This is a genomic window from Shewanella mesophila, assembly GCF_019457515.1.
Lineage (GTDB): Bacteria > Pseudomonadota > Gammaproteobacteria > Enterobacterales > Shewanellaceae > Shewanella > Shewanella mesophila.
In genome coordinates this window covers 1263395-1276544 of sequence record NZ_CP080421.1, presented here as the reverse complement: position 1 = coordinate 1276544, position 13150 = coordinate 1263395, and the positions used below count along the sequence as shown (strand labels likewise).

General features: G+C 45.4%; 9 protein-coding genes and 1 pseudogene. 2 read left to right on the top strand and 8 right to left on the bottom strand.

What is annotated here, in order from left to right; all coding sequences use genetic code 11:
* Positions 1-31: 31 nt before the first annotated feature.
* Positions 32-511, top strand: coding sequence for a glutathione peroxidase (locus K0I73_RS05690; protein ID WP_220063535.1), 480 nt, complete (start codon positions 32-34; stop codon positions 509-511).
* Between the two features lie 936 nt (positions 512-1447).
* On the opposite strand, the gene K0I73_RS05685 is transcribed toward K0I73_RS05690, so the two are convergent.
* The gene (locus K0I73_RS05685; RefSeq protein ID WP_220063534.1) at positions 1448-3232 is read right to left on the bottom strand and encodes a M1 family metallopeptidase; all 1785 of its coding nucleotides are present in this window, start codon (positions 3230-3232) and stop codon (positions 1448-1450) included.
* A gap of 176 nt (positions 3233-3408) precedes the next feature.
* Here K0I73_RS05685 and K0I73_RS05680 point away from each other — a divergent pair.
* Positions 3409-4228: pseudogene (locus K0I73_RS05680) on the top strand (collagenase).
* Positions 4229-4307: 79 nt separating this feature from the next.
* Here the strand turns inward: K0I73_RS05680 and K0I73_RS05675 are convergent.
* The 7 genes from K0I73_RS05675 to K0I73_RS05645 all read right to left on the bottom strand — a co-directional run bounded on the left by K0I73_RS05675 (position 4308) and on the right by K0I73_RS05645 (position 13033).
* The gene (locus K0I73_RS05675) at positions 4308-5267 is read right to left on the bottom strand and encodes an alpha/beta hydrolase (RefSeq protein ID WP_220063533.1); all 960 of its coding nucleotides are present in this window, start codon (positions 5265-5267) and stop codon (positions 4308-4310) included.
* A gap of 609 nt (positions 5268-5876) precedes the next feature.
* Complete coding sequence (gene ftsZ / locus K0I73_RS05670) at positions 5877-7019, bottom strand: cell division protein FtsZ (RefSeq protein WP_220063532.1); 1143 nt, start codon at positions 7017-7019, stop codon at positions 5877-5879.
* 53 nt (positions 7020-7072) lie between these two features.
* Positions 7073-8080, bottom strand: coding sequence for a helix-turn-helix transcriptional regulator (locus K0I73_RS05665; protein ID WP_220063531.1), 1008 nt, complete (start codon positions 8078-8080; stop codon positions 7073-7075).
* 512 nt (positions 8081-8592) lie between these two features.
* On the bottom strand, positions 8593-9564 hold the full coding sequence (locus K0I73_RS05660; protein ID WP_220063530.1) for a PstS family phosphate ABC transporter substrate-binding protein: 972 nt from the start codon (positions 9562-9564) through the stop codon (positions 8593-8595).
* Positions 9565-9824: 260 nt separating this feature from the next.
* The gene (phoR, locus tag K0I73_RS05655; RefSeq protein WP_220063529.1) at positions 9825-11120 is read right to left on the bottom strand and encodes a phosphate regulon sensor histidine kinase PhoR; all 1296 of its coding nucleotides are present in this window, start codon (positions 11118-11120) and stop codon (positions 9825-9827) included.
* Between the two features lie 65 nt (positions 11121-11185).
* Positions 11186-11875, bottom strand: coding sequence for a phosphate regulon transcriptional regulator PhoB (phoB, locus tag K0I73_RS05650; RefSeq protein ID WP_220063528.1), 690 nt, complete (start codon positions 11873-11875; stop codon positions 11186-11188).
* Between the two features lie 207 nt (positions 11876-12082).
* Complete coding sequence (locus K0I73_RS05645; protein WP_220063527.1) at positions 12083-13033, bottom strand: porin; 951 nt, start codon at positions 13031-13033, stop codon at positions 12083-12085.
* Between the last annotated feature and the right edge of the window lie 117 nt (positions 13034-13150).

The window sequence follows — 13150 nt, the reverse complement described above, 5'->3', positions numbered from 1 at the left end:
TCTAAGATTTAAACAAACATGGGAGAATATTATGTCTATTTATGATTTTTCAGTAACAAGGATTGATGGTAGCGAACAACCAATGAGTGACTTTAAAGGTAAAGTCTTGCTTATCGTCAATACTGCCAGCAAGTGTGGATTTACACCTCAGTACAAGGCCCTGCAGGCTTTGTATGATACTTATGGCCCAGAACGCTTTGCGGTACTGGGGTTTCCTTGTAATCAATTTGGTAAACAGGAACAAGGAGACGAGTCGGAAATAAGTCAGTTTTGTGAACTCAATTTTGGCGTTAGTTTTCCACTATTTGCAAAAATAGAGGTCAACGGAGATGATGCCAGCCCTCTGTATCGCTACTTAAAGAAACAAGCTAAAGGTCTATTAGGTAGCGAATCGATTAAATGGAACTTCACTAAGTTCTTAGTCAATAGTCACGGAGAGGTCCTTGAGCGATTCGCCCCAACAACCGCACCCGAATCTCTTGAACAAAAAATAAAATCTTTACTCAATTAATCCAAAGAGATAGTAAAAAAATGGCAATAAACTGAAATTAGATTGTTTGTTTTTTGAACTTTATTGATCTTGTTGGCTCAAATAATTGAACGCGAAGAATTGATTTTTCATGTTCATCATTCTCCCTGGGACTTCTAGCGCGGTCCCCTTGATCTTCCTAGATCAATAGGCAACTGGATAGGTTGCCTTTTTTTATACTCCCAACAAAGATATTTTAAAACAATACCTTATATATCGATTAAAATATCCATCTAAGATAATTCGAAAAATTTGAACTATTTTTGCATCATTTACTGAACTTCTTTAAAAATTGCGACTCTGATAATAGGTAACAGATTTTTCATCATTGTTTGTTCATCATCTCCCTTTGGCGACCCTATCGGTCCCAGGAGCATTACCCAAAGCTAGCGCATATGGCTAATGACTCTAAAACACATTGTTTATGGCAACCTTTGGTTGCCATTTTTTTTGTTCTAAACCATTGAAGCCGTATTGAAATAAAATTCGATTTTTTACGATAAGGCGGGAACTAATCGTTAATCAGCGACTCTGATAATAGGTAACAGATTTTTTCATCATTGTTTGTTCATCATCTCCCTTTGGCGACCCTATCGGTCCCAGGAGCATTACCCAAAGCTAGCGCATATGGCTAATGGCTCTAAAACACATTGTTTATGGCAACCTTTGGTTGCCATTTTTTTTGTTCTAAACCATTGAAGCCGTATTGAAATAAAATTCGATTTTTTACGATAAAGCGGGAACAAATCGTTAATCAGCGACTCTGATAATAGGTAACAGATTTTTTCATCATTGTTTGTTCATCATCTCCCTTTGGCGACCCTATCGGTCCCAGGAGCATTACCCAAAGCTAGCGCATATGGCTAATGGCTCTAAAACACATTGTTTATGGCAACCTTTGGTTGCCATTTTTTTTAGCTAGTTGGCGAACTGCTTATCTAATTGCACGGCTAAAGAGGGGTGATAACCGCCTCGCGCCTTGGCATAGATAGCGGCTAACTCCGTGTGATAGCCAGCAAGCTGTAACTCGGTAAATAGTGGGCGCACAAACTTACCACGACCAATTTTCACCAGATAACGCTCAAGCGCAGGCAGTACAGGGTCGTAGTGATTACGGATCGCCACACGATACCAATCACAGGCTATTTCGGCGTTGGTTGAGTGGGTAAAATCAAACACTTCGTCCAACTGCATCAATGTTTGTTGACTGATGCTTTCAGGCAAACCCCCTAAAAAATACTGCCAGTGATGTACACGCCAATCTTGGGTATTTTGTTTATCGATTTTGCCCCCAGCTTGCCAATCCGCCAGCAGCGCATCCACTTTATCTAGGCTGTCTGAGGTAGGCGGGGTAAACCAATAGGGCATCCCTCTGCCATATACCCACTCTTGCAACTCTTGCTCACTGATCTTATCGCCATGTTCAACTAACAAGGTCTGCTTAGCATAATCAACGAAGGTTTCGGTGGTGATCGCTTTAAAGGCAAAGTGGCTGACATATTGATAGAGGAACATATCGAACGATTCACGACCAAGGCGCTTCTCAAGATCATGAACAAACATCGACGCTTTATCATAGGTAAAGCGGTTAAACGCATCATTTGGATCGCCCGTTTGCACGTTGGCGGGTAACGTTTGTGCCGCTAACGGCATTAATGCCAACTCCTCTTTTAAGCGGCCATATTCCAGTACCACCTCAAGCTGTGCCTGCTCTTGGCCAAATACCGCCTCAACGATGCGGTTGGTGAAATAGGTGGTAAAGCCTTCATTGAGCCACAAATCACGCCAAGTGGCGTTACTGACCAAATTCCCCGTCCAAGAATGCGCCAGCTCATGAGCCACGGTTGACACTAAGCTCTTATCGCCAGCTATCAATGTTGGGGTCATGAATGCCAGCCTTGGGTTTTCCATACCACCAAAAGGAAAGCTCGGGGGTAACACTATCATGTCATAACGCTCCCATGGATAGGGGCCAAGCAGCGATTCGGCAATCTCGACCATATGCTCGGTATCTTCAAACTCCTTTACCGCTGCCTGCAACAGTTCAGGCTCCGCATACACCCCAGTTCTTGGGCCTGTTGCACCAAACTGTAAATCCCCCACCGCAATTGCCATTAAATGAGTTGGAATAGGCTTTTCCATTTCAAAAGAAAAACGACCAGTTAATGGCGCATCGGCATCATTCATGGCGCTCATCACTGCACGCATCCCCTTAGGCACCTCAACTGTCGCGTTAAAGGTGATACGGGCCCTGGGGCTGTCTTGCAGCGGTATCCAACTGCGGGCATTAATCGGCTGCGACTGACTAAAAAGAAAGGGTAACTGTTTACCGCTGGTTTGCTCTGGTGCTAACCACTGCAAGCCTTGGGCGTCGGCAGAAGTACGGTAGCTAATGGATACCCACTTGGTTGCCGAGAGTAAGCGAATATTAAGCCGCTCGCCACGAATCGGATCCTGCTGATCGATGCTGAATGCTAACGCTTGCCCCGCATCATCAACAATGGATTCTATGGTTAATGCGCGGCAATCTAGATACAGCTCTCGGCACTGAGCATCTAGGTAGTCGAGTTGTAACTGCGCGATCCCTAACAATTGCTTTTGTTCAAACAGTACCGACAGCGCAAGATCTAAATGGGTGACTCTGACATGGTCGACATTAGCAAACGAGTGATGGTCTTGATTATTATCCCATTGCTTGGACACTGATGATTCCTTCTTATAGTAGTTAGAGCGGTTGAGGATATTGTAGCCATCTCCCCCGACAATACCATTGAAATTGACTCTGTTAGATAAGGATGAAACACTTTTGCATGTTTTATACAAGTATGGCTAGTAGGAAAAACCATGCGCGTAGATTAAGCTAGCTTCCCCTCGTTCCACTGCTGAAATTACCCAGCCTTTGTAGCGCCAATACCGACGTTGTGCCATTGAATGAAACCTTTAGTCAGCAACACAATTGCAGTGAAACCATTACCATTCGCTCTCAAGCCTTAACCCCAGATCAGAGAACTCAAGCCTGAGCTTTACTGCAAAAACAGGAAGCTAAATTCCACCAGCTATAACAATTACCGTATGCGCGCCAATGTGTATCATTGCCATGAACATTTCGTACGCTACGTGACCAGCCATGTTGATGTACCGAGCGACAACGGTGGCATGTTCTTAGAAGGGCTGCCCCACCAGCCGGGCAATCAAGCTGAATTTGTCGCCTATGAGCGCGGCGGACAGATCTGGAACCTGGCCCACGAGTATGTGCATTACCTCGACGGTCACTTCAACCTCTACGGCGATTTTTGCGCCTCGCTACACGACTCCCATAGCGCCCCCGAGTATTGCCCCAAGCCCGCGCCATTACTGCCGCACTTGGTCTGGTGGAGCGAGGGACTGGGGGAATATATCTCTCAAGGGGACGATAACCCGGCGGCCATCGCCATCATCGCCAAGCAGCACTTCCAACTGAGTGAACTATTTAACACCAGCTATGAGCACAACGGCGGCACGGATCGCGTCTATCGCTGGGGCTATCTGGCGGTACGCTTCATGATGGAGCACCACAAAGACAAGATAGACACCATGCTGGGCTTTACCCGCAAGGGCGATTACCCCAGATATCAGGCACTGGTAAAGCAGTGGGGAACCAGCATGGATGCTGAGTTTCAGGCCTGGCTCAAGCGCCTGAACTCAGAGCAAGCTTCTTAAGAGATCTTATTCAGGCTAAGCTTCGTAGGGAAAGGCCTTCTTAAGAAAAAGCCTGCTTAGGACAAGCTCCTCAAACCGCTTATTGAGTATTGCCTTCCCCGTCGCGCGCCAAGAGCCAATAGAGGCCTTGGCTCGCCGTGGTGGGAAAGGCGGTTTCGTGGCGAGCCCCTGCTATGGTTAACACCTCTAACTCCAGGACATCTCCTAGCTGCTTCTTAAGATGCTTGCTGAGTTTATCGGCCCCATCCACCATGTCGTGTAGCATGCCCGCCTTAGCTGGCGTCTCCAATGCCCCGACCGCCAGAAACACCCGCCGCTTCTGCGCCTGTTTAGCCGTCGCCCTCGCCTTCGCCGTCAGGGATAAGATCTGCTCTCCCTTAAACCACACAGAGGGACTGCCCAGCACATAATGGTCAAACAGATTAGGCCGCTCGAGTAGCAGATAAGCCCCCAGCAAGCCGCCGAGGGAGTTACCAACGAAGGTTAGCTCATTGTCGTTAACCCGGTAACGCCCCGCCACAAAGGGCAAGACCACAGTCTGAAGATAATCTGCATATTGGCTGGCGCCGCCGGTTTCTAGCTTCCAGCCGCTGTCCACAACCTGGGTATAGTCACGCACCCGACTCTGGGGCCCCTTATCCCCCTTGGCATAAGAGAGCCCAACGATGATCGCCTCGCGCATCTTGCCGCTATTCATGGGAAAACGCGTCATGCCCGAGACAATCTGAAAGGCATAGGGGGCATCGGCCACATAGATCACCGGATAATGCCTTTCGCTGTCAGACTGATAAGAGCGCGGCAGCTTAATCCAGAGTGGATAGATGCGCTTACTCACGGGATCGGTCAGCTCGAACACTGCTGTGCGGGGGATCTCTACCTTAGGCGCTGGCGACGTTGAATTAAGCGCTGGCGACATTGAATTAGGCGCCAGAGAGCCGGGCGCCGCTTGTTCGGATACCGCTACCGTAGAGGACGCCTGAGTGGCCAAAGAGAAGGTTAAGAAGATAGCCAGCGATGTGAGCAGGTGGGGGAACTTCATGTCGGCGCAACGTCCTTATTGATGACAAAAGATGAGTAGTGAGTCAGGCAACAGACTACTTTAGCCGGTGCTAAACATGAAGCTTTTTATTGATTTAATAAGGTTTTTTAAAAAAGATGAAAATATTTAAGAATTTTTCTGAACTAATCCCGATAAAAGCGCTCTGATAATATGAACAGAATTTGCATCGATTAGTTAATCCAGTGACAGGCCTTAATTAATCATCAGTGTGTTTACCGTTCATCATCATTCCCTTTAGATAGTTTCTAGCGCAACTATCCTTAGATTCCGAATTTGGAACTTAAGCGACCTCATCAGGGTCGCTTTTTTTTATCTAGAATTTGGCTAAGACAGTCGAGAGTTTGGTCTGTTTGAACTCGTTCACACGAAAGAGGCGGATACTACAGTGTTAGTTAATCTAAACTCGGGATAATAAACGTATCTCAAACAACCGTTTGTTCCGCTAACTGCGTTGGATTCACTTGCAATAGGCGGGCTATTGACGCTTAAATACGCCTTATTATCAAAACAAATGACAAGTTTGAGATGAAATAAGCGTCAAACGGCTAATTCATCTAGCGTTATTCCATCTCTTAACCCGAGTTCAGGTTAATTAGGCCTTCTTTGACGAGTATAAGTCGGAATATCAAGTTCAGTAGAAAACGGCTGCTCATGCTTACTGCTGGCCTGTTTTTCCAAAAAATCATGTACATTTATCAGCTCTGCTGACCTAAAACGATCGTTTTTAGACTGTGATATGACAACCTTATCCTGGGTTAATAATCCCTCTGTTGGCGCCTGAATACCCGTTGCAATCACCATCAACTCAAGTTCACAATCCAACTGTGGAACAATCGTCAACCCTAGGATCACTAATGCACCCGGATCTAGCTGCTGGTGTAAGGTTTCCCCAATTTTATTATATTGACTAAGTTCAATACTCTCTGTCGCAATAACACTGACAATAGCCCCCTTGGCTTGGGTAAGATCAACATCTTCCAATAAAGGATTTTTCAGGGCCTTATTGATTGTGAGCAGCAGATCTTCACCGGCCACTTGCTTAGCAACGCCCATCGCCGCTCGGCCTTGATGACTCACTACAGCAATGAAATCATTTAAATCGATATTAATCAGTCCCGACTGACTGATTGTCGTCGTTAACCCTAGCAACACATCTTGCAAAATTCGGTTACTTTCAAAAAAGGCGTTAACTAGGCTAACTTTTTTATCCAACGCTTTGGATAATTGATCGTTAGGTAACACGATCACGGCATCGGCATACTGCATTAATTGCTCGACGCCCGTTTTCGCCAATTGGTTTCTTTGATACCCTTCAAAGCCAAAAGGGCTACTAACTACGGCGACTAAAGGCTTATTGAGGTCCTTTGCTACAGAAGCCATAAAAGGGATCGCTCCCGTTCCAGTCCCTCCTCCCATCCCGCCAGTAATAAAGATAATATCGGCAAGCTCAATAAGCTCTCTAAGCTCTGCCTCTGATTCCTGCGCGGCATCATGGCCTTGCTGAGGTTTAGCACCAGCACCTAATCCTTTTGTGGTTTCTAAGCCGATTTGTAGGCGAGTACTACATTGAGAAGCAGCCAGTGCCTGGGCATCGGTATTGACCGCAACAAAGTGCACGTTATCGCCAAAAGGAACCTGAATAAGTTGGTTTATGGTATTACAACCACAGCCTCCCACGCCAAAAACGGCAATACGCGGCACTTGGCTATTTTGCGTTAGAATTTCAAACATTAGCTAACCTCCTTGGATTTGTATCCAGAAGCTTAACTTGTGGCTGCGACAGACTAAGTCGTAACAGTTTGATATTGGCTACTGACTTTACTGATTAATCGCGTGAAATGGGCTCTTAGCTTGAGTGGAGCTACAATCTCGACGTTATCTGCCAATTCCCACAGAAACGCCCTAAACCTGGGGGAGTCCTTAACACTCGCTGTGACGCGATAGCGACCATCTTGCAATTGCTCAACATCTTGGTTTTCACTTAACTTGGCACCACTCAAAATAAAGTTTGCCGATGACGTAAAACGTAACTCGATATCAATTAACTCCGCAGTATCGGCGATTCCACTATGGGCGATATCAAAATCATCTCTGGTAATGGCCGGGGTATCGAGCAGCTGGATATCGCGCAATAAGTCAATCGAGCGTACATAACGCCTCGAATCAAATTCGCCGATAGTAAACGCCAGCAACACCACACCATTGGATATTTTTATCCCCTCAGGATTGAGCGGCATATAGTCAATCCAGTAACTTTTACCTTTGATAACCCGCTTGATTTGACAGGCTATTTGGCGCTTATGTAATAAGGCCTCTTGAATGGTTTTAAACGATTTTGGATCTGGTTCGGCACAGATATAGGGAAAAGGTTCAGGTAATTGCGCAACCCGACATGCCCAGTACAACCAAGGATTTTCCGGATCACTGGCAAGCACTTGATCTGCGCGTTCAAAATAGGGCGTAAGTTGTTTAAGACTTTGTGGTGGTAGCAACTGGCTGGCACTGTGTTTTAGGGTATGAAATGCCAGTGCCATATGGTGATCCATCAAGGTCAAATTGAGACCACGCCAACACGCAGCAATCGACCAGCCAAACGGTTTACATCTGTCATCGAGCACAAGGCCAAAAAGCCCCATATCGTACATGGATTTCAATTCCCTTTGCACGGTTCTTAAACCCACATCGAAGTCGCGACCATGTAACCGATCGGTAATAGCATTTGCGGTAATTCGACGAGGGTGACGAGGGATTTGCTCTAGCATGGCAAGCTGGCGCTGGATATTCGTTTGCATCAAAGCTTCTCATAATTGTTTGTGCCACCAGCATAACCGCTACCTACGACAAAATCTGACGCAGCAATAACTATTTCAATGAAAACCTTTAATTTAGCTTCATTTTGTATTCAATTGGTTGATGCTAGCGTTAACCATAATTGTGGCTAATGGCTTGCAGAAACTGAAGCACATAGATGCCAAATGTGATGAGCATATGGCCACAGCCGCACCTACACCGAGTTATCACTCTCTTCGATTTGACCCTATGGAAAGATTTTGGACAAAATAAATGGACTGCCCCGAGTCTTATGGACAAATTTAACCTAAGCTTTTTGCATAGGAGATATGTTTATGAGTGAACAACGATATACCCCAATATCGACGCAGCTGAGGGTATCGAAATCAACACCGTTTTTGTTAAGCGGCCATCGCCAAATAAGATGTAGCCAAACGCAATTCAAACAAAATATCATCTTCTTTTAAAGGCAAAAAAGGCCTCACTAGGAGGCCTTGTTGACTTAGGGTAAAGCTTACAGGCGGATGCCAGCTTTTTCTAAGTCTTTTGCTGTGACGCTACGTGGAAGTGGCACATAACCATCTTTCTCAACGATTTTCTGACCTTGCTTAGACAAGATAAAGCGAAGGAACTCACGCTCAAGTGGCGCTAAATCTTTGTTTGGATGCTTGTTCACATAAACGTATAGGTAACGTGAAAGTGGGTAGCTACCATCAGCAGCATTCGCTGGTGATGCATCAATATAATTATCACCTTTCTTAGAGATAGCAACCGCTTTTACGCCTGCAGTCTTATAACCAATACCTGAGTAACCAATGGCATTGAGTGACTGTGAAACCGACTGCACTACAGATGCAGAACCTGGTTGTTCGTTAACATTAGCCTTGAAGTCACCTTTACAAAGTGCTTTCTTCTTGAAGTAACCGTAAGTACCAGATACTGAGTTACGACCATATAGCTGTACATCTTTAGCTGACCAGCCGCCTTCTAGACCCACATCGCCCCAGCGCTGTACATCGCTACCGCCACACTTATGTGTTGCAGAGAAGATGCCATCGATCTGCTCGATGCTTAATCCTTTAATTGGGTTATCTTTGTGTACGAATACTGCTAAGGCATCGATAGCGACACGAATTTGTGTTGGCTGGTAGCCGTAATGTTTTTCAAACGCTTCAACTTCATTAGGCTTCATCTTGCGGCTCATTGGACCGAACTGTGAAGTTCCTTCAGTCAATGCTGGTGGCGCAGTAGATGAACCAGCAGCTTGAATTTGGATGTTAACGTTAGGATACATCTCTTTATATTCTTCAGCCCATAACGTCATCATGTTAGCTAGCGTGTCTGAACCTACAGAAGATAAGTTACCCGATACACCACTACTCTTTTCATAAGTTGGTAGTGATGGATCGATAGAAGCCATAGCGGCTACTGAAAATACACTAGCGGCTGTTAAACTCACCGCACCGACAAGCTGTTTAAGTTTCATTCTTTGCTCCAGTGTTAAGCTGATTTGCTTACTTGCTTCATTTAAGTTGCAGCTAGTATCAATCGCTACCGTGACAAGTCTATGACCGTGATGTGACACTTAGATGACAAAGTGCAATAAAATCCAGTTTTTTAAATTTCTTAAATGCGACTGTCAAACGGCGGTCATAATAAACGCCAAACGCCGTCATTATATGACGGCGTTAACTTGTTAAAGCAAATGCGAATAACCTGCTGTCAGCCACTTCCTGCAGCGAGTTGCTAATCCATATCGATGAGGTGATTAGGGATAATAAAACTAAAACAGCTACCTCTACCGAGTCGACTCTCAATATTGAGATCGCTTTGATGATGACTCAGAGCATGCTTAGTAATAGCAAGACCTAAACCTGTGCCACCACTTTGACGAGAACGGGCACTATCAACGCGATAGAAGCGCTCAGTTAAACGAGCCAAATGCTGCGGTGCAATCCCCTCACCGGTATCAGTGACACTAAATTGTGCCCCCATAGGCACCCGCTTCCAAACGATGGAAACCCTACCGCCGGGTTCTGTATAACGGATCGCATTAGATACCAGATTTGAACACGCACTTCTCAGCAGCATCTCATTGCCATAGATGTTGAGGTTTGCGTCGCTTTCAAAGCTTAGTTGATACTGATCCGAAGCCAGGGCTTGAGCCTCCTCTTTAAGCGTATCCATTAGCAGTGCCATATTGACTTTAGCTTCAAGGTTGACCGCTGACGCATCTTCAATACGTGACAGCACCAAAAGCTGCTCGACCATAGAGCGCATTCGATGAGTTTGCTGCTGCATCTGCTCCATTGCCTTAATACTGGGCGATCCTGGCTCAGCCATGCTTTGCATCATCTCAAGATAGCCTTGCAGTACCGTTAACGGCGTCTTTAGCTCATGAGACACATTAGCGACAAACTCTTTACGCATCCCTTCGAGCTGACGTATGCGGGTAATATCCCGTGCGATCAGCAACAGCTGGCCTGATCCATAACCCATGATACGGATCTCCAATACCCGAGCGTCATTTTGGGTATCAGTTAGCTCGAAAGGCTCGTTAAAATTAGCTTGCTTAAGGTAATTTGAGAAATCGGGATGACGGATGAGATTATCGATACGCTGACCGTTATCTTGTGGCCAAACTAAACCTAATAACAGCTGAGCTAATTTGTTACACCACAAAATATTATTTTCAGAATCTAACACCACGGCAGCATCAGGCAAGGCTTCGGCGCCTTGGCGAAAACGCGCTAAGAGATAAGCTAACTGGCTCACTCTTTTACGATTTTTACCCTGTAAGCGATAGATGCCATTAAACACACCTTCCCAACTGCCACTGCCATTTGGCGGTGTAAGTCGCTTGTCACGCCACAGCCAATAATTAAGCCTTGATAGCTGTTTATAATGCCAAACCAGCAAGCCAATCGTGCCGATAAGCATCACCCACAGCACTTGATTGATGAGTAATCCAACAGCAAAACAGAGCAGGAGGAAGATCACCAGACGACTGAGGAGCCGATACCCTGAGTATGAATCAAACATAAATAAACCATAGTGAGCAATTGGGCACAAGATAACGTAAATCGCTACTTGTGCCTATCAATTTACTAAAGTCGAGTGGAGAAGCGGTAGCCTGCGCCTCTAACGGTTTGGATAAGGCGGTCGTGGCTCGATGGCTCTACCGCCTTACGTAGGCGGCGAATATGCACATCGACGGTTCGGTCTTCGACATAAACGTTAGTCCCCCAAACATTATCGAGCAGTTGCTCACGGCTATAGACACGCTCGGGATGAGTCATAAAGAAGTGCAGCAAGCGGAACTCGGTAGGCCCCATATCCAGCACTTGATCGCCTACCGTAACGCGGTGACTAACTGGATCTAATACTAATCCTTGCACATCAATAGGTTCTTCTAAAGCGGTAGGCGCGCTGCGGCGCATTACCGCCTTGATACGAGCGACTAACTCTTTAGGGGAGAAAGGTTTAGTAATATAGTCATCGGCACCAACCTCCAGCCCTTTGACCTTATCTTCCTCTTCGCCACGTGCGGTCAGCATGATCACAGGTATATGACGAGTAAACTCATCTTGGCGTAGCTTCTTGGCTAACTGGATACCGCTTCCACCTGGAAACATCCAATCGAGCAAAACCAAATCGGGATAGGGCTCAGACAACATATCCAGTGCCGAGTCATAGTCCTCTGCTGTAGTTGTCGTGAATCCATGTTGTTCTAAAACAAAAGCAACCATCTCTCGAATGGCTAGCTCATCTTCAACTATCAAAATCCTAGCAGTCATATGCGATCTTCTATCAGTGAATACCCACGTTTCCATTATTGGACTTTTTTATTACAAAATTATGAAACCGCAGCGCTATATTGTCATAAAGTTGCTGTTTTTGTCATAAAACTTAAAAACGACTTCAAAAAGCAGATAACAAAAAGGGAAGCTAAATGCCTCCCTTTTATCCTATCAGTCATACGCTATCGTATTGACTTCAATAGATTAGAACTTGTGTTCTAGACCAATACCGAAGTATTTATCGTCAGTATCTTTGCTTTCCATAGAAGTGTTAGTATAGAAAGCGAATAGTTTAGTTGGCTTACCTAACTTGTAATCACCGCCAACAGACCATGAATCACCTTTATCTTCCATGTCTTGGAACTGAGCTTTCAACACAACGGCATCGATAGTGTACGCTGCGCTGAAGAGGTAACCTGTCTTGCTATCGGCACCTGTTACTGGCGAACCATCTTTCTTGTATGTCTCTTCTTGCTGCTGATACATACCACCAAGCACTAGACCTGCAACCTTACCTTGAACCGTTGCACGTACTACTTCGTAACCTTTTACGTCTGAATCATAGGCTACAGAAGCAAAGATTGGCGACTTCTTCAATTTGGCGTCACCATACATAGCTGCAATGCTGAAACCATCTTGGGCATACTGTGAGCTAGCACCTTCAGCAGCATAAGTTACACCCATTTTAAAACCGCTAAATGATGGCGTCACGTAAGTTGCTGTTTGCTCAATACGGTTTTCACCTTTGAACAAGTTTTTCAAGTCACCAGATAGGTCGTTGAATTGGTCAACTTTACCTTGAGACACTTTCAGCATAGTGTCATTGCGGCCCACAGAGAAGGCACCAAAGTTACCTTTTAAACCCACAAACTGATTACGTGCTTTGAAGTTTTCCTTAACATCATCACCCGTATCGACTTCATATTCTACAGTGTAGAAAGCTTCAAGAGAGCTGCTCAGTTCGAAGCCACCTTTAACACCAAAGCGTGAAGCATTACTTTGAATCGTAGTCGTTGCATCATCATCTACATCGTTAGATTGAGCGGTTACGTTTAGTTTGCCGTAAACAGTCAATGGTTCTGCCGCCTGTGCAGAGGCTAAAGTGGCAGTGGCTAGCGCAGAAGCAAGTAGAGTTTTACAAAAAACGTTCATCATTTAATCCTTTCGACGTTTGTTCGTCTTGGTTATTGGTTTGGACGGCCGAAAGTTTGCAACTTTTATATTGCAGTTTTATTTCATCAATCTCCTCTTGAGGCTAATTAAGTAACAAAT